Below are 17998 nucleotides of genomic sequence, written 5' to 3'. Positions count from 1 at the left end.
TCATGAGGTGCAGGCGTCTCACATGGCGGCCTGCATCACGCCGAAACCGCAATAGCGCCCTGGTTTTCGGCTCTGTGTTCGACCCAGACATGGACCGGTTCGTCCCGGCCGCGGATGCTAACCGGTCCATGATCGCGCGCATTCAGCTGTGTCCCGAGCGATTCCGCCTTCGCGGCCTCGATCAGTCGTGACCCAAAGCAAATATTCGCCTGAAGCTCCCGGCAGAGCGCCTGCAAACGGCTGGCGACGTTGACGGTGTCGCCCACCACCGCGAAGGACAGGTTGCGCTCGCTGCCGACCGCGCCGAGGACGACGGCGCCATATTGTGCACCGATCCGAACGTCCAGCGGCGGATATCCCCTGGACACACGCTGGACATTCCAGTCTTCGATAGCGGCGATCATCGCTTCAGCGCACCGGATGGCCCGGGTTGCGTCGTCATGGCTGGCTTGCGGAACCCCGAAGGTCGCCATGATGCAATCGCCGATATAGTTGTCGACGGTGCCATGGTGGTCGAAAACGACCTGCTCCATGCGACGGTGGAACTGACGCAGTAGTTCGAACACTGCTTCGGCCGGATGATCCTCGGAATAGTGTGTGAAGCCGACGATGTCGGCGAACAGCACCGCGATATCCTGCCGGCGGACCGGACCGAAGGGCTCGTCATCCGAGGCGAGCTGGTCGACGACATTGGGCGAAAAATGCCGGGCGAGATTGGCGCGGGCGCGCTCCGCCTTGACATAGTCTTCCGACAGATGCCGGGAACGGGAGACGACCAGCGCCATGATCGCGCCGATAATCAGGACAACCAACACATTGGTCGCCTGCGCGAACGTATCGACGAAATTGGGGTTGAGATAGAGATTCAGTCGCTCTGTCATCGGCAGCGAATAGAGGTTCGTTGCCGGAATGACGGTTCCCGCATGAAAAACCACCCATCCCACCCCGATCGTCCACGTCAAGGCCGCGAGCGCGCCGAGATAGAGCGCCAATCGTGTCGAAAGGGTCAGCGCGCCAAGGCATACGAAAATCAGCAGGAATTTGAAGCTGCCCTCGCGCAGTTGCATCGCGGCCGGCGCGACCTCGAGGGAAAACGGGTTGGGCGTTACCAGCAGAACGGTCAACAGAATGATGTCCAGCGTACCGACGAGGTAACCGATCCACCATGGCGCGTTACGACGGCGCGCAAAGCGAAACTGGATCAGGCCGACGAGTTGGAACAGCGCGAGGCCCGCCAGCACGAAGAGCAGCGAGGCATCCCAGCGGCTGATCAATGAAAAGAAGCAGGAGATCACGGCGAGCGATGCCGTGCGCGCCCAGAACTGCAATGCAGCACCTTGGCGTTCTGCGCGCTCCCGCAAATTTTTCAGGCGCGAATAGCGGCGAAGTTCAAGTGTTGGCGCGGTCGGCATAGGATCACTTCGATTTTGCGGGGACGGTCACGCATTCGGCAAACCCGCCCCGTACAGTCTGGCAAATCAGCGCGCGAACTCTATCATGAATGTGGCTTCATTTTTGAAGCACCTCCGGACTGGAGCGCGACAAGCTCAGCCGCCAGATGCAATCCTGCTCGGATGATTGCCCACTCAAGCCGGCAAAGGACGGCGTCCCTTTGCAGCAGCGGTGGGCCGGTCTGACGCCCCGGCATCCCTGGGGTGCGGGCCGATCGGCATGATCGCCGGAAACGGGGTTGCGCCAAAAGCAAATGTCCATTTGTAGCCGGTCAGCCCGTCTTCCGGCGTCGTGTGCTGGTCGTGATGGGCGAGCAGTTTGGCGCGCTCGGCCAGTTCCTCTGCCTCGCGCTTCACCATCTCCGCCGTCTCCGGCCGCATCCGCCTGGAGAAAGAGACGAAGGTCGCTTCCCGCTCCAGATGGGTGATCGCCCAGCCGATGAAATTCTTGTTTGTCATCTCGAACAGCGGCCTGAGCGGCCCTTCGAAATTCCACTGGATCGGTGTGTCGACCAGCAGCCGTGCCGACAGCCCGCTGCCCAATGCGATCAGACCGAGCGCTTCGAGATCGCGCAGATAGAGGAACATCGAGGCTTCGCTCAAGCCTTGCGAGCGCATGACGCCTTCGGGCGTGAACTTCTCCGACAGCATGACGAAGATGAACAGCAGCGCCGGCCGTCCCGCGAGCTTGCGCTCGATCTCCGGCGCGATGCGATTGACCGGTCCCGGCCCCCTGTTCATCGATCCGAGCACGTTTTCCAGCTCGACGCCGGCGGCGGCGCAGATCCCGACGAGACGGTCGAGCTTGCAGTTGCGCTCGTGGAAGATGCGCTTCACCGTCGGCTCGGAAATGCCCATACGCCCGGCTAGCTCACGATAGGTGACGCCCTTGGCCTTCATCGTCCGCTTCAGCGCCTCGAAGATCAGGCCGTTCATGGAATGCACCTCTTTTGCGCCATTTCGTATCGAATTTCGATACTAGCTCGAATCGTCCTTCCGGAAAAGTATCGAAACTCCTAGCTCTCCGCTATCCATCACAGGAGACCTGGCCATGAAAACCCTCATCACCTCGATTTGCGTCGCCGCCTTCGCTATCGCGCTCGCACCTGCGGCCGAGGCCGCCGAACTCTGGCGCGCCTCGGGCTTCGAGCAACCGGAAGCGGCGCTGTTCGACGCCGCCAACAATCGCATCATCGTCTCCAACATCGTCGGCAATCCCGGCGAGGCCGACGGCAACGGCTATCTCTCGGTGCTGTCGCTGGACGGCAAGGTCGTTAGCCGGCACTGGACCGCCGGCATGGATGCACCGAAGGGCTCGGCGATCTCCGGCGGCAAGCTCTACGTCGCCGACATCACCAAGGTGCGAATCGTCGATCTCGCCAGCGGCAAGCTGGTCTCGACCATCGATGTGCCCGGCGCCGTCTTCCTCAATGACGTGACATCGGACAGTTCGGGCAAGGTTTATGTCACCGACATGCTGGCCGATGCGATCTACCGCATTGACGGCGACAAGCCGGAACTGTTCGTGAAGGATGCGAAGCTCGCCGCACCCAACGGCATCTTTGCCGATCGCGACCGGCTGATCGTGGCGTCCTGGGGCAAGGGCATCAAGCCGGACTTCAGCACTGCCGCGCCCGGGGGCCTGCTGTCGGTCGATCTCGCGACGAAAGCCGTGACGCCGCTGCCTGGCGCACAAAACTTTGCCGACCTCGACGGCGTCGTCGCCATCGGCGACAGCATCTACGCCACCGCCTTCATGACCGGCACGCTCTATCGGTACAAAGTCGGCGAGGCGCCGGAGGCTGTAGAGCAGTTCAAGCCGGGCAGCGCCGATATCGGCACAGACGGCACGCGGATTTTCGTGCCGCTGATGAACGAGGGCGAGATCGCGGTGCTGAGCCTGGACTGACGGCGCACACTTGCCGGCTCAGCCAGCGGGCGCGGCTTTGAGTTGCGCCCGCGAATCCTTGATCGAGGCGGCAAAGGTCACCAGCGGCCGCTTGACGCCGTGGTTGATCAGCATGCGCCGTGTCTGCGGCGAGGCACCGGCGATGATGAAACGCACCCCTGCGCGCTTCGCCTTGTGCGCCGCGCCCTCGATGACATTGGCCGCGGTGGAATCGAAGAACGGCACCGCCGAACAATCGAGGATGAAGTTCTTGCGCTGGTCGGCGATGCGGTCGAGCACCGTGCCGACAGTCGAGGCGGCGCCGAAGAAGAAGGCGCCGGAGATGCGATAGACGACGGTGTCGGCGTCGCTTGCCTCGCTTGCATCGTAGGCGCGGCCGCTGCTGTCGGCGACATCGTCCTGCACCAGCGGCAAATCCGCCTCCACGGCGATCGACTTGGCCATACGATCGATGAACAGGATCGAGCCTAGCGCGAAACCGACGACGATGCCTTCGGTGAGGTCGCGGAAGACGACGATCAGGAAGGTTGCCATCAGCACCAGGGCGTCGCCGCGCGAAGCGCGCAGCAACGTGGCGAAGGCCTGCTTCTCGAACATGTTCCAGCAGACAACCGCCAGCACACCCGCAAGGGCGGCAAGCGGGATGTAGCTGGCCAGCGGTGCGGCCACCAGCATGAAGACCAGCAGAAAAAGCGAATGCAGCATGCCGGAAACCGGCCCATGCGCGCCGGCCCGCACATTGGTGGCGGTGCGGGCGATGGTGCCGGTGGTGCAGATGCCGCCGAACAGGGCAGACGCGATGTTGGCAAAGCCTTGCGCCACCAGTTCGCAATTGGAACGGTGACGCCGCCCGGTCATGCCATCGGCGACCACGGCCGAGAGCAGCGATTCGATGGCGCCGAGCAGCGCAAAAGCCACCGCATCCGGCAGCACCGCAAGCGCCTTGTCGAGGTTGAGTGCCGGCAGTGCCGGCAACGGCAGGCTGCGCGGAATGCCGCCATAGCGGGTGCCGATCGTTTCCGCCGGCAGCGAAAGCAGCGCCACGACAAGGGAGGCCAGTCCGACGGCGATCAGCATGCCCGGCCAGCCGGGCCGCCAGCGCTTCACCCCGACGATGGTGGCGATGGTCAGCGCCGCCACCAGCGTTGCCGAGATATTGAGCGTGCCGGCCGCGTGGCCGATCGCCATCAGCTTCGGCAGCAGCGGCCCGGGCTCCGGCCCGGCAAGCCTCAGCCCGAACAGTTCGACGATCTGGCCGGAGAAGATGATGACTGCGATGCCGGCGGTGAAGCCGACCGTCACCGGGTAAGGGATGAATTTGATATAGGTTCCGAGCCGGAGATAGCCGATGGCGAGCAGGAAGATGCCGGCCATCATCGTCGCCAGCAGCAGTCCGTCAACGCCTTCGCGCTGCACCGTCGCCGCCACCAGCACGATGAAGGCGCCGGCCGGGCCGCCGATCTGGAAGCGGCTGCCGCCGAGCGCCGAGACGATGAAGCCGCCGACAATGGCCGTGAACAGGCCGCGCTCCGGCGTCACGCCCGAAGCAATCGCAATCGCCATCGACAGCGGCAACGCGACAATAGCGACGGTCAGCCCGGCCATGAAGTCGGCCTTGAACTGCGGCAGGCGGTAACCTTCGCGCCAGACCGTCACCAGCTTGGGCGTGAACAGCTCTGAAAATGTCGGCTTTGCCGACTTCTGGGCCGGTTGATGCACTGCCCGCCGGATCTGATCCATGGACTGCCTTCCGCTTGCGTGAAGGCGGCGGGATCGTCGGCAGGACTGTCGGCGGTCGCCGTCGCGACTATATGCCGGCTCAGCCTTGCGGGTTCGGCGGCGCGACCGGCTTGAGGCGCACGCCCCGGCCGCCGCGCTCGCTGGTCTGGTTCTCGCCGATGAGCTCCACCCCGGCCTCGTCGAGAGCCTGGATAACCTTCATCAGCGTATCGACCACACCCCTGACCACGCCGTCACTCGCTTCCATGCGCTGGATTGTCGGAAGCGAAACGCCGGCACGCTCGGCGAGCGTCTTCTGATCGATGCCGGCCAGCGCCCTCGCGGCGCGCATCTGCGCGGCAGTGATCATCGGTCGGAACCCCCGTCTGAGTCTGCGGAGACGACGTGTAATACAATCATAGTGATGTTTCAACCATCATAAAGCATACATGAAACATGATCTCTCCACAAAGCCGGATGGCGGGATACGGGATGAGCATGCTACGCTACCGCCTTGGCTCTTACTGGCGGGGAAATATCAGTTGAAGATTTTCAGGACCTTGACGACTTCGGCAGCCTTGCTGTCGGCGGTTTTTCTGCTGGCAGGCTGCGGACACGGGCTGATCAACCGGCTGATTTGAATGTCGCTCCGGATCGTCAGTCTTCGGGCTCGTTGCCATCGGCCACCGCCTTGTTCCGCTGCAGCATTCGCGCCGCCAGCCAGCACAGCGTCGCCCAGGTGAAGCCGGCGCACCATCCCGCCAGCACGTCGGAAGGCCAGTGGACGCCGAGATAGACGCGGCTGACGCCGACCAGCAGCGTTACCAGCACCGCCAGGCTGAGGACATAGATTTTCGTCGTTCGTCCCGGCAGGAAGCGCGCTGCCAGCGAGCCCAGCGTGAGATAGGTCACCCCCGACAGCATGGCGTGGCCGCTGGGAAACGACAGCGACGTCTCGTTGGCCAGGTGCGAGACAAGATCGGGGCGCGGCCGGTCGATGCCGGCCTTGAGCAAGGTCGACAGCAGCTGCCCGCCGGCCACCGCGACAAAGATCAGCAGCGCCGTCCTCGGCCTGCGGATCAGCAGGAGGTAGACGATCACCGCCGTTACGATCAGCACCAGCACGCTGGAGCTGCCGAGGCTGGTGATGTCGCGCATCGCGCCTTCCAGCCATGCCGGGCCGACGGGAACATCCGGCTGACCCACTTTTCGGAAAGCGAGCAGGATCTCAGTATCGAAAGCGTGCGGCGTGGTGGCCCGCGCCACCTCCATCAGTTCCTCGAAGCCCCACAGCCCGGCGGCTATCACCAGCCCGGCCAGCAGCACCGGAAATTCAAGCCAGTTGGTGAACGCACGCGGGGTCTTCATCGGATTACAGTCGCCCCTGCAGGTAAGGCCCGAGCGAGATCAGCACCACCGCCGCGATGGCCAGCACGATGCCGGTCGCTTGCAAGGCATTGACGCGTTCGCCGAAGAACACCAGCGCCACCACATTGACCGCCACCAGCTGGATCACCGCCGACAGGCTGAACGACACCGACATGCCGAACTCACGAACCAGCCGCAGCATCATCAGATTGCCCGCCGTATACAGCGCCAGTGTCAGCACGATCTTGCCAAGGCTTGGCGCCAGCCCCCATTGCTTGGCCGCGATTGCCGCCAGCAGGAAAATCACCGTCGAAACGACGAGCTGCGCCAGTCCCCAGAAACTCACTTTTGTGCCTCGCTGTCGTTTGTGGCAGCCCTTGTTTCGCAAGCGCGCCGACACGTCAAGCAGACTGCGGCGAGACAGGCCCGACGATGACGAGAGGTGGCTGAATGAATGGCAGCACGATCGCGGTCTGATTGCAACGCTCGGGCCGGATTAACGCAAACCCAGGCAGCTGCCCACCCAAGCCCCGGAAAAGAATGGACATTTAAACATGGCGCCCTACGTCTTCTGGAGGAGAGTGCCATGCCAAAGTCCGTCTATGACCGTGGCCTGCTGAAACCCGACGACATCGCCAGGCTGCAACGCGTGTTCGACGAAGCCTGCCGCAGGCGCGACGTGCATCCCGATTCGGCGGAGGCGCGGGAGATCGCGCTGAACCTGCTTGCGCTCCACAATGCCGGCATGATCGAGGAAGATATGCTTATGGAAACCGTGGGTTTCCGCAGGTTGGAGCCGAAATCAGCCTGAGGCCCGCAAGGCGGCCTGGAGCAATTCCAGGAAAAGTGTGAAGCGGTTTTCCGTCCGGAATTGCGTAAAAATAAAGGCCTAGGAGCGGTTCGCCGTTTCCGTGAAACGGTGAAACGCTCTAGCCGGCGCGCTGCACGACGGCCACATTCATCTCTGCCCGCAGCCTGAAGCCGATGGATTCGTACAACCCAACCGCGCCGGCATTGCTGGCATAGGCATGCAGGTAGGGAACTTCGCCGCGCGCAAAAATTCGGTTGGCCACGAACACCGACAGCAGCCGGCCGAGGCCGCTGCCGCGAAATTCGGGATGCGAGCAGACGCCGCTGAGTTCGCTGTAGCCGGGCTGCTTCATGCGCTCGCCGGCCATCGCCGCCAGCCGGCCGTCGATCTTCACGCCCCAGAACTCGCCGAGGCTCAGCGCCTTGAGCGTGAACGGGCCGGGCTTGGTCAGTGACGCCAAAGCAAGCATCTCGGCCGCGTCGTCCTGCGTCAGCTGCTGTACACGCTCGTCCGACACGGAAGGCAATGGCGCCTCGGCAACCATCTGAACGCCGAAGGCGGTCACGGTCGCGGTCAGTTCCGGCGGCAAGGCAATGGGGTCCGCCTGGAGCATGAACACGCTCTCACCTGCAGGAATGAGGCTTGCGAGCGCCTGCAGGCTCTCAGCGTCGTCTGCCCCGGAAGCCGCGAAGGGGACGATCGAGGAGGGATAGCGCCTGGCGAGCCTGTCGCCATACGCAAAGATCCGATGCCGCGTGTCGAGCGCGCTCCAGACCGGACGATCGAGGACATGGCTCATGGCGCGACATCCTGTTTCACACGACGGTCGAGCGGGGCCGCCGCCAGGCCGTCCTCTATTGCCGAGAGTTGTTCGAGAAGCGGCCCTGCAAGGTCTTTGCACAAGTCGGCAACGGCGTTCTCGATGCGCGGCCAAACGTCCCGCTTCGCCCTATCGACCAGGCGCTGGCCGTTCGCGGTCAGCGAGATCATCCTGCGGCGCTGGTCGTCGTTCGATGGCGCGGCCTCGACCAGCCCCAACTCGGCCAGCAGCGCCACGCTGCGCGTCACCCCCGGCTGGGTGATCCCCAGTGACTGCGCCAGTTCGCCGACAGGCAGCGGCCCAAGCCGGTCGAGCGCGGCCAGCAGAGGATACTGGCTGGACTGCACCGGCACCTCCAGCCCATCGAGCATGCGCTGCGTATCGGCCTGCAACTGCTCGCCGATGCGCTTCAGCCTGCTGCCGAGGGTGAGGTAGCCAAGGGATCGAATGATGTCTTCCATGGGTGGTCCGTCTCCTGGATAAGTATAACATGTTATATAATGATGCAATGAACGAGTTCAAGCGCCTGCTTTGGAGGTTGGCCGCAAGCATCTCAACTTCGTCGTCCTTGGGCGAAGCAGGAGCGAAGCTCCGTCGCGGAGACCCAGGGATCATGCCTTGGCCGTGGAAGCAGCGGAGCAGAACCTGCAACGCAGCGTAGTTCAGAAGTCACGGCATGGATCCTCGGGTCTGCGCCGTCGCTACGCTCCTTGCTTCGCCCGTGGATGACGACGGGATCGGCGTTTCAGCCAATCGCCAGGATATTCGATCCGTCTTGCAGATGCGTTGAACCACTAGTCCGCGCCATAGCAGCAGCCCGAAGTGCGCGGTGGTTCTCCGTCCAGAAGCGCTCGTCTACAACCCCTTGGCGATCTGACGGGCAATCGCTTCGGCCTGCAGGCCGGCGCTGTGAAAATAGCTGGTCAGGCTTGGCCGCATGCCGATGAACCACAGGCCGGGCTGGCCGCTCGGGGTGCCGCCATTGGCCTTCGGCACGCCCTTGGCGTCGAGCACGCCGAGATCGCCCAGCATGGCCTCCAGGCCGGTGCGATAGCCGGTTGCCGCGATCACCACATCCGGCTCGAGCACCGTGCCGTCGTTCAGCCGCACGCCGGCGCCTTCGAAAGCCGCCACCGGCGCCACCACCGAAATCCGTCCGGCCTTCAGCGCGGCGACGGCGCCGTCGTCGACGGCAATAGCGATCTGCTCGACGCCGAGCCGGCTGGCGCCGCCCTTCGGCGCCGGCGGCAGGCCGAAGCGGGCGAGGTCGCCGAACATCAGCCGCTGCGTCGCGGCAATCGCGGCATCGGCAATCCACGTCGGCAGCATCGCCATGAAACCGCCGAAGCGCGCCACGGCGACCTTGCCGATCCGTTTCGGCATCAGCGACGGACCCTGCCTGGCTGACAAGCAGATGGCCTTGGTGTCGGCGCGGACGAGGTGGTTGAGCACGTCGAAGCCGGAATTTCCGGCTCCGACCACCAGCACGCTTTTGCCCACATAGTCCTGTGCTGTGCCGAAATCGGCGGCGTGGACAAGTTTGCCGGTGAAAGTCGCCTTGCCTTGCCAGTCCGGCGTCCATGGCAAGCGGTCGCGGCCGGTGGCGATGATGACATTGCGGGCGCTCAGCGTTTCCCGGCCCGTATGGACGAGCCAGCCATTGCCTCTGCGTTCGATCCGCTCGACGGCGGTGCCGAATTCGACCCTTATGCCGCGCGCGCGGGCAAAATCCTCGAGATAACCGACGATGGCATCCTTGTTCGGAAAGGCGGCGGTGCGTGGCGGATAGGCAAGGCCGGGCAGGGCCGATAGCGCGCGATGCGTGTTGAGGGTCAGCTTCTCGTGCCGCCCTCGCCACGGTTCGGCGATCCGCGGCTCCTTTTCAAGCACGACGACTCGCACGCCGCGCCGGCCAAGCGCGTCGGCGGCCGCCAGCCCCGCAGCTCCGGCGCCGATGACGGTAACCGTATCGTCGAGTCCTTTCGGCCCCAGGACGATAGGCATCGTTTCGCTTGTCGTAGCCGCCATTCGGTCGAGATTTCCTTTTAGGTGCGCCATGGGGACCCGTCCAATATGGCACGTCCCATATGGCACAGGGGCGATATGATCGATAATGAGGTCGCGTCAATGCGACTGATTCGAGGCCTTGGGGGCAAGCCTCTGTTTATCATCGGCACGCGGAAGCTCGACCATGCCCTCCTTGCGCATCTTTCTCGACAGACTGCTGGAGGGCGCCGCAGCCAAGGTGCCGCGCCAGGATTTTTCGCATGTCGAGCGGCTGGCGCTTGTCCGCCAGCACGGCGACTTCTCGCTGGCCTATTCGACCGCCGTGCAGCAAAAACTGTCCTATTTCGGCGACGCCGACGGCTACATCGCCTTCGGCACCAAGATGAAGCACCATTTCGCGCTAGGTGACCCGGTGGCCCATCCGGCCGATCGGTCCGACTATATCAGGCGCTTTGTCGAAGCCGCCGACAGCCCGTGGTTCGTGCAGATCGGCGAACCGACGGCGCGCGTGCTGTCCGGGCTCGGCTACCAGGTCAACCGTCTCGGCGTCGACACGCGGCTGGAACTGCCGGCTCACGATTTTTCCGGCAAGCGCAACGAAACCGTGCGCTATTCCGAACGCTGGCTCTTGAAGAAGGGGTTTTCCTTTGGCGAAGGAGCGGTCTATCTCGACGAGGTCCAGCGCCTGTCGCAGAACTGGCGGGCAGACCGCATCGTCAAGCGCTGGGAGATGGCGTTCCTCAACAGGCCCTTTGCCGATCATCTCGGCATCGATATGCGCCGTTTCGTGCTCTACAGCCCGGAAGGCGAGCTCGTCGCCCTGCTCGATTTCGATCCGATGTTCAGTGGCGGCAAGGTGATCGGCTACACCACCTCGTTCAAGCGCAAGCACATCGATGCCTCGCCGCATGCCGAAATCGGGCTGACCAAATTCGCCGTCGACCGGTTTCGCAATGAGGGCATTTCTGTCGTCACGCTCGGCCTGTCGCCGATGCTCGACGTCGGAGCCAACGGCTTTGCCGAATCGAGCTTCTGGCGCAACGCCTTCGAGCGGGCCTATAAGTCGCCCTGGGTCAACCGCAGCAAGTTCAACCTCAAGGGCCAGGCGGCGTTCAAGCGCCGCTTCCACGGCGTCGAGGAACCCACCTACATCGCCTTCCGCCAAGGCAGGCTGATCGAGATGCTGGGGTTGCTGCGCCTCATCAAGGCGATCTAGCAAGAAAACGCGACGCGCTTTAGAGCGGCAGGGTCAGTTGCGCAGCCGGTAGCCGGTGCGGAAGATCCAGGCGACGATGGCGATGCAGATGGCGAGGAACACCATCGTCATGCCCAAGCTGACGGCGACCGAGACATCGGACTTGCCGTAAAAGCTCCAGCGGAAACCGCTGATCAGGTAGACGACCGGGTTGAACAGCGTCACCGTGCGCCAGGTCTCGGGCAGCATGTTGATCGAATAGAAGCTGCCGCCGAGGAAGGTCAGCGGCGTGATGATCAACAGCGGCACCAGCTGCAATTGCTCGAAGCTTTTCGCCCAGATGCCGATGATGAAGCCGAACAGGCTGAAGGTCACCGCCGTCAACACAAGGAAGGCCAGCATCCAGAACGGATGCTGGATGGTGAGCGGCACGAACAGCGAGGCCGTCGCCAGGATGATCAGGCCGAGGATGATCGACTTGGTCGCGGCGCCGCCGACATAGGCGATGACGATCTCCAGATACGACACCGGCGCCGACAGGAGCTCGTAGATGGAGCCGACGAATTTCGGGAAATAGATGGCAAAGGAGGCGTTGGAGATCGACTGCGTCAACAGTGAGAGCATGATCAGGCCGGGCACGATGAAGGCGCCGTAGCTGATGCCGTCAATCTCGGTGATGCGCGAGCCGATGGCCGAGCCGAAGACGACGAAATAAAGCGATGTCGAGATCACCGGCGAGACGATGCTCTGCAGCACGGTGCGGAACGCACGCGCCATCTCGACCCGGTAGATCGCCCATACTGCTCGCCAATTCATGGCTCTTGCCTCAACAAATTGACGAAGATCTCCTCGAGCGAGCTGTTTTGCGTGTCCATGTCGCGGAACTGGATGCCGGCCGTCTCGAGTTCGCGCAGCAGCGATGCGACGCCGGGGCGTTCGCTCTGATTGTCATAGGTGTAGGTCAGCTGTGTGCCATCGCCCGACAGCTCCAACGCGTAGTGCGAAAATGCATCGGGAATGGCGGGGAGCGGGTTGCGCAATTCCACGATCAGGCGCTTGCGGCCGAGCTTGCGCATCAGTTCGGCCTTGCCCTCGACCAGGATGATCTCGCCGCGGTTGATGACGCCGACACGGTCGGCCATCGCCTCGGCCTCTTCGATATAGTGCGTGGTGAGGATGATGGTGACGCCGTCGTCGCGCAGCCGTCGCACCATCGCCCACATGTCCTGCCGCAGTTCGACGTCGACGCCGGCCGTGGGTTCGTCGAGGAACAAGATGCGCGGCTCATGCGAGAGCGCCTTTGCAATCATCAGCCGCCGCTTCATGCCGCCCGACAGCGTGATCGCCTTGGCGTCCTTCTTGTCCCACAACGACAGGTCGCGCAGCACCTTTTCGACGAAGCCCGGATTGGGCGCCTTGCCAAACAGGCCGCGGCTGTAGGTTACGGTTGCCCAGACGCTCTCGAACGCGTCGATGGTCAGCTCCTGCGGCACCAGCCCGATCAGGCTGCGCGCGGCGCGGTAGTCTCGGTTGATGTCGTGGCCGTCGACGGTCACCGTTCCCGACGAACGGTTGACGATGCCGCAGACGATCGAGATGAGCGTCGTCTTGCCGGCGCCGTTCGGCCCCAGCAGCGCGAAAATCTCGCCGCGTTCGATGTCGAGGTTGATTTCCTTCAGCGCCTTGAAGCCGGTGGCGTAGGTCTTGGTGACCCCGGAAATCGAAATGATGGAAGGCAAATTAGTGGAAGACATGAGGCCGAAAACGACTGTTTGAAAGAGGCGGGGATTATTATTGCGCTGAATGTCGGTGCGCACGGCGGGAAGTCAATGCCGCTGCTGACAATTGTGGACAAACGTTCCCCTTTTGCCGTTTCGTCATGGGGTATCGGGGCACTGACGGATTGATCCCATCTGCTGCGACAACGCGCCCCGCGTGACGCCAAGCCGCTTTGACCGGACCGCATCCGCCGCCTATTCTGCGCCAACAAACAGCAGCCGGAGCCCGCATGGACCCGCTCATCCTGTCGCGAATGCAGTTCGGGGCGAATATCTCGTTCCACATCCTGTTTCCGACCATCACGATTGCGCTTGGCTGGGTGCTGCTGTTCTTCAAGCTTCGCTACAACGCCACCAATGATTCCGCCTGGATGCGCGCCTATCTCACCTGGGTGAAAGTGTTCGCGCTGTCGTTCGCCATGGGCGTGGTCTCCGGCGTCACCATGAGCTTCCAGTTCGGCACCAACTGGCCGGGCTATATGGAAAAGGTCGGCAACATCGCCGGGCCGCTGCTTGCCTACGAGATCCTCACCGCCTTCTTCCTCGAAGCGGCCTTCCTCGGCATCATGCTGTTCGGGTTCCGCCGCGTCTCCAACCGCGTCCACACGCTGGCGACGGTATTGGTCGCCGGCGGCACCACGCTGTCGGCCTTCTGGATCATTGCGCTGAACTCCTGGATGCAGACGCCGGCCGGCTTCGAGATGATCGATGGCAAGGCGCATCCCGTCGACTGGTGGGCGATCGTCTTCAACCCGTCCATGCCCTACCGTCTGACGCATATGCTGCTTGCCTCCGGCCTGACGGTGTCGTTCCTGATCGCCGGCCTGTCGGCGCTGCGCTATCTCACCGGCGACCGGTCGGAATCGATGTGGAAGGCGCTGCGCACCGGCGTCTTCACCGCCGCCATCCTGATCCCGATCCAGATCTTCGCCGGCGACCAGCACGGGCTGAACACGCTGGAGCACCAGCCGCAGAAGATCGCGGCCATGGAGGCGAACTGGAACACCGGCCCCAACGTGCCGCTGGTGCTGTTTGCGCTGCCCGACGAGGCGGCGAAGGAAAACAAATTCGAGATCGCCATTCCCGACGGCGCCAGCCTGGTGCTGCGTCACTCCACCAGCGGCATCGTGCCGGGGCTCAACGACTATCCCGGCCTGCATCCGCCGGTCTTCCCGGTGTTCTGGGGCTTCCGCATCATGGTCGGCACCGGCATTTTGATGCTCATCGTCTCGTGGTCGGCGACCTTCTTCCTCAAGCGCCGCCACAGCCTGCCGAGGCCGCTGGCCATGCTGATGGTGCCGATGGCGCTGTCGGGCTGGCTGGCGACGCTGGCCGGCTGGTACACCACCGAAATCGGCCGCCAGCCCTGGCTGGTCACCGGCGTGCTGAAAACCGCCGACGCTATCGGCCCGGTCGCCGGCAGCCATGTCGCGCTGACGCTCGCCATCTATCTCATCCTCTATGTGCTGCTGCTGATCGCCTATCTTGGCGTGCTGGTGCACCTGGCGCTGAAGGCCGCCAAGGACGGCGATACCTCGCCGCTGCCGGGCGTCATGAAGACGGCGATGTCGCAACCGGCCGCAGCGGAGTGAGGAATGGTCCGCGTAGCGGACGAAAAGCCAACGATTTGGCTTTCCGAATGACGAACGCCCGGAGCCATAGCGAAGGGCAGAACCGTTGATGAGAGGGATGACAGACCGATGAGCTTCGACTGGCCAACCGCGCTGCCCCTGATCTTCGCCGGCCTGATGGGCCTCGCCATCCTGATCTACGTCATTCTCGACGGTTTCGATCTCGGCATCGGCATCCTGTTCTCGGTCGCCGAAGATGCCGAGCAGGACACCATGATCGCGGCAATAGGCCCGTTCTGGGATGCCAACGAGACCTGGCTGGTGCTGGCCGTCGGCCTGCTCCTGGTCGCCTTCCCGCTGGCGCATGGCGTCATCCTCACCGCGCTCTACATTCCGGTCTTCGTGCTTTTGGTCGGCCTCATCCTGCGCGGCGTCGCCTTCGATTTCCGCGCCAAGGTGCCCGCCGGCAAGAAGCATCGCTGGAACCGCATTTTCTTCCTCGGTTCCGTCATCGCCTCGCTGGCGCAAGGCTATATGCTCGGCGGCTATGTGCTTGGCCTCGATGTCGGCTTTGGCGGCATCGCTTTCGGGGCGCTGGTGGCGCTCTGCCTGTCGGCGGCCTATGCAGCGATGGGCGCTGCCTGGGTCATCTACAAGACCGAGGGCGAATTGCAGAGGAAGGCGGTGGCCTGGCTGCGGACAGCCCTGGTGCTGACCGCGCTCGGCATGGCGGCGGTGTCGCTGGCGACCCCATTCGCCAGCCCGCGCATCTTCGCCAAATGGTTCGTCTGGCCCGAAATGCTCTTTCTGTCGCCGCTGCCGATCCTGTCGGCGCTGCTGTTCCTGTGGCTGTGGCGGCAGACCTTCCACCTGCCCAAGCCCGACGACCGCCATGCGCTGCGGCCGTTCCTGACGCTCGCCGCCATCTTCGCGCTCGGCTTTGCCGGGCTTGCCTGGTCGTTCTACCCCTTCGTGGTGCCCGAGAGGCTGACCATCTGGCAGGCGGCGTCGGCGACGGAAAGCCTGGCCATCATCCTCGCCGGCACGGTGGTCGTGCTGCCGGTGATCATCTTCTATTCGTTCTATGCGTATCGGGTGTTTGGGGGCAAGGCGACGGATCTGACGTATGATTGAAGGGGAGCTGATCTCCCCCCTTGAGGGGGAGATGGCCGGCAGGCCAGAGGGGGTCGCCGCGCGTGGAGCGCTAACCTTCTTCTGCCGCAGGAGGTCGCGTCCGGTCGGACCGACCCCCTCTGTCGCCTCCGGCGACATCTCCCCCTCGAGGGGGGAGATTAGGTGCTCAGCTCTTCCCCGCCAGCACGAGCACCGGCTTCTCGCTATACAACCCCGGGAACAGCGCCTTCAAATTCGCCACCTTGGGCAGGTCGTTGTAGACGATGTAGGGGTAGGTCGGGTTCAGCGTCAGAAAGTCCTGGTGATATTCCTCGGCCGGATAGAAGGTTTTGCCCGTCTCCAGCGTGGTGACGATGGGTTTTGAAAACACCTTGGCCTGGTCGAGCTGGGCGATGTAGCTCTGGGCGATCTTCTGCTGCTCGCCATTCTCGGCAAAGATGGTCGAGCGGTACTGGGTGCCCGAGTCCGGGCCCTGGAAGTTCAACTGCGTCGGGTTGTGGGCGACCGAGAAATAGACCTGCAGCAGCTGGCCGTAGGTCACCTTGGACGGATCGTAGGTGATCTCGACCGATTCGGCGTGGCCGGTGCGGCCGCTGCCCACCGTTTCGTAGACGGCGTCATCCTTGGCGCCGCCGGTGTAGCCGGAGACGGCCTTGGTCACGCCCTTGACGTGCTGGAACACGCCCTGCACGCCCCAGAAGCAGCCGCCGGCGAAGATAGCCTTCTCGCTGCCGCTGGCGGCCTTCTCGTCCACTGCCGGCGGCGGGATCACCACCGCGTCCTCGGCCGAGCGCGCCGGGCTCTGCCAGAAGGCGGCCGCGGCGGCGGCGACGATGAGCGCGGCAAGCGCGCTCTTGAAGATCGGCGTTCTCGTCCTTGCAATGCCGGTCATGTCTGATCTCCTTGATGGTGGCGAAGACTATACGACAGAACGTCCCGCCTGGTTTCTCAAATTGCCGTGCGCCGGCCCGGCCACTGTGCGGCCGGGCCATGGGATCAAGCCTTATTGCGCGGGCGCCATGGCGTCCGCCGGCTTCATCGCATCCGTTGCGGGCTTCATGGCATCGGCCGGCTTCATGGCGTCGGTGGCGGGTTTCATCGCATTCGTCGCCATCGGATCGGCTGGCTTCATGGCATCGGTCGCCGGCGCCATGGCATCGGTCGCGGGCTTCATCGCATCGGTTGCCATCGCCGGCTTCATGGCGTTGGTCGCGTCTTCGGCGCGGGCGCCAGCGGCGAAGGCGGTCATCGAAAGCGCAAAGGCGAGTGCGGTCAGGATCTTGGTCATGATGGTATTTCCTCCTTGAAGAGGGCGCGCGGATGCGGGCCCGGTTATGCCGCGCTAGCGGCGTTGCGTAGAAAAAGAATCAGTCGGCGGCTGCAGCCAGGATCGGCCCACCACCCGGCGACTGCACCAGCACCGCGGTGCTCAGCCCGCCGCTTGCCGCCGGCAGCGGCAGTGTGGTGGCGCCGCCGCTCCAGCTGCCGAGTTTCTCCAGCGAGTGCACGACATTGGCATGCGGCAGCGTGCGCCCGGTATTCTCGCCGCGCGCCACCGGCACTTCGATGACGCCCTTGTTGTAGCGGACCAGCCAGACATCGGCGCGGCCGGCCGGCGCGGAACCGGCGCCGATGCTGATCTTGCCGCCGTCGAGCGACAGCATCGGCCCCTTCGTGTGACCGCTCGCGGAAATCAGTTGCTCGATCTCGCCTGATGCCGCGCCCACCGCATCGGCACCGCCATTGACCACCACCTGCGGCGTGAACGGGCCGGAGCGGCCGAGCGACGGCTCATAGCGCACCTGGCGCTGGGTGAATTCCTCGCGGCCGAAAATGTCCTTCCAGCCGAGATAGTCCCAGTAGGTAACGTTGAACGACAGCGCCAGAACGCCCGGCTGGTCCTTGACCTTGATCAGATTGGCATTGGCCGGCGGACAGGACGAACAGCCCTGGCTCGTGAACAATTCGACCACGGTGAGCGGCTGGGCAAAGGCGGTGCCGCCAAGCATCATCAGCGCCGCGCCTGCGGCAGCCAGCATCGCGCTGCGTTTTGGGTTAAGTCCAGTCATCGGGGGTCTCCGTTGCGGCGGGTTCATCCCACACTTCGCCGCTGCCCGAGGCTTCGTTACATGGTTCACCGCTTCGTGATTGGGGGCCGACGCGTCGTTGCCTTCTCCCCTTGTGGGAGAAGGTGGATCGGCGCGAAGCGCCGAGACGGATGAGGGGTGTTCCAGC

At 63.8% G+C, this 17998-nt stretch carries 20 protein-coding genes; 6 read left to right on the top strand and 14 right to left on the bottom strand.

Annotated elements, in window-relative coordinates:
- Positions 1 to 35 precede the first annotated feature (35 nt).
- Complete coding sequence (locus AC3EMP_RS04395; RefSeq protein WP_023687510.1) at positions 36 to 1412, bottom strand: adenylate/guanylate cyclase domain-containing protein; 1377 nt, start codon at positions 1410 to 1412, stop codon at positions 36 to 38.
- 174 nt (positions 1413 to 1586) lie between these two features.
- On the bottom strand, positions 1587 to 2387 hold the full coding sequence (locus AC3EMP_RS04390; RefSeq protein ID WP_023687511.1) for a helix-turn-helix domain-containing protein: 801 nt from the start codon (positions 2385 to 2387) through the stop codon (positions 1587 to 1589).
- A 115-nt stretch (positions 2388 to 2502) separates the two neighbouring features.
- Here AC3EMP_RS04390 and AC3EMP_RS04385 point away from each other — a divergent pair, with 115 nt between their 5' ends.
- On the top strand, positions 2503 to 3360 hold the full coding sequence (locus AC3EMP_RS04385; protein ID WP_023687512.1) for an NHL repeat-containing protein: 858 nt from the start codon (positions 2503 to 2505) through the stop codon (positions 3358 to 3360).
- Between the two features lie 18 nt (positions 3361 to 3378).
- Here the strand turns inward: AC3EMP_RS04385 and AC3EMP_RS04380 are convergent, their stop codons facing one another.
- Together AC3EMP_RS04380 and AC3EMP_RS04375 are read right to left on the bottom strand one after the other, a co-directional pair.
- A complete protein-coding gene (locus AC3EMP_RS04380) occupies positions 3379 to 5100 on the bottom strand; it encodes a SulP family inorganic anion transporter (protein ID WP_352710544.1) in 1722 nt (573 codons plus the stop codon).
- Between the two features lie 79 nt (positions 5101 to 5179).
- Positions 5180 to 5449 carry a helix-turn-helix domain-containing protein gene (locus AC3EMP_RS04375; RefSeq protein ID WP_023673276.1) on the bottom strand — a complete coding sequence of 90 codons (270 nt, stop codon included), beginning with the start codon at positions 5447 to 5449 and terminating at the stop codon, positions 5180 to 5182.
- Between the two features lie 79 nt (positions 5450 to 5528).
- Here AC3EMP_RS04375 and AC3EMP_RS04370 point away from each other — a divergent pair, with 79 nt between their 5' ends.
- Complete coding sequence (locus tag AC3EMP_RS04370) at positions 5529 to 5720, top strand: hypothetical protein (RefSeq protein WP_155923589.1); 192 nt, start codon at positions 5529 to 5531, stop codon at positions 5718 to 5720.
- A gap of 16 nt (positions 5721 to 5736) precedes the next feature.
- Here AC3EMP_RS04370 and AC3EMP_RS04365 read toward each other — a convergent pair whose 3' ends face one another.
- Positions 5737 to 6447, bottom strand: coding sequence for a phosphatase PAP2 family protein (locus tag AC3EMP_RS04365; protein WP_352710541.1), 711 nt, complete (start codon positions 6445 to 6447; stop codon positions 5737 to 5739).
- Positions 6448 to 6451: 4 nt separating this feature from the next.
- Positions 6452 to 6793 (bottom strand): hypothetical protein, encoded by a 342-nt coding sequence (locus tag AC3EMP_RS04360; RefSeq protein ID WP_023673273.1) that lies wholly within the window; start codon positions 6791 to 6793, stop codon positions 6452 to 6454.
- 240 nt (positions 6794 to 7033) lie between these two features.
- Here AC3EMP_RS04360 and AC3EMP_RS04355 point away from each other — a divergent pair, with 240 nt between their 5' ends.
- Positions 7034 to 7258: a hypothetical protein gene (locus AC3EMP_RS04355; RefSeq protein WP_023736970.1), complete on the top strand. Its 225-nt coding sequence runs from the start codon at positions 7034 to 7036 to the stop codon at positions 7256 to 7258.
- Between the two features lie 118 nt (positions 7259 to 7376).
- On the opposite strand, the gene AC3EMP_RS04350 is transcribed toward AC3EMP_RS04355, so the two are convergent.
- The 3 genes from AC3EMP_RS04350 to AC3EMP_RS04340 form a co-directional block, all read right to left on the bottom strand.
- Positions 7377 to 8057 (bottom strand): GNAT family N-acetyltransferase, encoded by a 681-nt coding sequence (locus AC3EMP_RS04350; RefSeq protein ID WP_023703859.1) that lies wholly within the window; start codon positions 8055 to 8057, stop codon positions 7377 to 7379.
- Complete coding sequence (locus tag AC3EMP_RS04345; protein WP_023736971.1) at positions 8054 to 8539, bottom strand: MarR family winged helix-turn-helix transcriptional regulator; 486 nt, start codon at positions 8537 to 8539, stop codon at positions 8054 to 8056. The genes AC3EMP_RS04350 and AC3EMP_RS04345 overlap by 4 nt, the downstream gene beginning before the upstream one ends.
- A 394-nt stretch (positions 8540 to 8933) precedes the next feature.
- The gene (locus AC3EMP_RS04340) at positions 8934 to 10082 is read right to left on the bottom strand and encodes a flavin-containing monooxygenase (RefSeq protein WP_352710537.1); all 1149 of its coding nucleotides are present in this window, start codon (positions 10080 to 10082) and stop codon (positions 8934 to 8936) included.
- A 187-nt stretch (positions 10083 to 10269) separates the two neighbouring features.
- On the opposite strand from AC3EMP_RS04340, the gene AC3EMP_RS04335 reads away from it, so the two are divergent.
- Complete coding sequence (locus AC3EMP_RS04335) at positions 10270 to 11301, top strand: phosphatidylglycerol lysyltransferase domain-containing protein (protein WP_488494588.1); 1032 nt, start codon at positions 10270 to 10272, stop codon at positions 11299 to 11301.
- Positions 11302 to 11334: 33 nt separating this feature from the next.
- On the opposite strand, the gene AC3EMP_RS04330 is transcribed toward AC3EMP_RS04335, so the two are convergent.
- Both AC3EMP_RS04330 and AC3EMP_RS04325 read right to left on the bottom strand, forming a co-directional pair.
- Positions 11335 to 12096 carry an ABC transporter permease gene (locus AC3EMP_RS04330; protein WP_023681263.1) on the bottom strand — a complete coding sequence of 254 codons (762 nt, stop codon included), beginning with the start codon at positions 12094 to 12096 and terminating at the stop codon, positions 11335 to 11337.
- Positions 12093 to 13019: an ABC transporter ATP-binding protein gene (locus tag AC3EMP_RS04325; RefSeq protein WP_023687524.1), complete on the bottom strand. Its 927-nt coding sequence runs from the start codon at positions 13017 to 13019 to the stop codon at positions 12093 to 12095. Before AC3EMP_RS04325 ends, AC3EMP_RS04330 begins: the two co-directional genes overlap by 4 nt.
- A gap of 269 nt (positions 13020 to 13288) precedes the next feature.
- Between AC3EMP_RS04325 and AC3EMP_RS04320 the strand changes: the two genes are divergently transcribed.
- Both AC3EMP_RS04320 and AC3EMP_RS04315 read left to right on the top strand, forming a co-directional pair.
- Entirely contained in the window at positions 13289 to 14650 is a 1362-nt protein-coding gene (locus AC3EMP_RS04320; RefSeq protein WP_352710534.1) for a cytochrome ubiquinol oxidase subunit I, read from the top strand.
- Between the two features lie 108 nt (positions 14651 to 14758).
- Positions 14759 to 15763: a cytochrome d ubiquinol oxidase subunit II gene (locus AC3EMP_RS04315; protein WP_352710531.1), complete on the top strand. Its 1005-nt coding sequence runs from the start codon at positions 14759 to 14761 to the stop codon at positions 15761 to 15763.
- Between the two features lie 166 nt (positions 15764 to 15929).
- On the opposite strand, the gene msrA is transcribed toward AC3EMP_RS04315, so the two are convergent.
- The 3 genes from msrA to AC3EMP_RS04300 all read right to left on the bottom strand — a co-directional run bounded on the left by msrA (position 15930) and on the right by AC3EMP_RS04300 (position 17832).
- Positions 15930 to 16655, bottom strand: a complete 726-nt coding sequence (msrA, locus tag AC3EMP_RS04310; RefSeq protein WP_023714439.1) for a peptide-methionine (S)-S-oxide reductase MsrA — start codon at positions 16653 to 16655, stop codon at positions 15930 to 15932.
- Positions 16656 to 16766: 111 nt separating this feature from the next.
- A complete protein-coding gene (locus AC3EMP_RS04305) occupies positions 16767 to 17051 on the bottom strand; it encodes a hypothetical protein (RefSeq protein ID WP_352710528.1) in 285 nt (94 codons plus the stop codon).
- 79 nt (positions 17052 to 17130) lie between these two features.
- Complete coding sequence (locus AC3EMP_RS04300; protein WP_488494587.1) at positions 17131 to 17832, bottom strand: DUF1223 domain-containing protein; 702 nt, start codon at positions 17830 to 17832, stop codon at positions 17131 to 17133.
- Positions 17833 to 17998 lie beyond the last annotated feature (166 nt).

This window comes from Mesorhizobium sp. P160219 (assembly GCF_057786095.1).
Note: the sequence above shows the minus strand (reverse complement) of the source record. Positions and strands in the feature narration are given on the sequence as shown.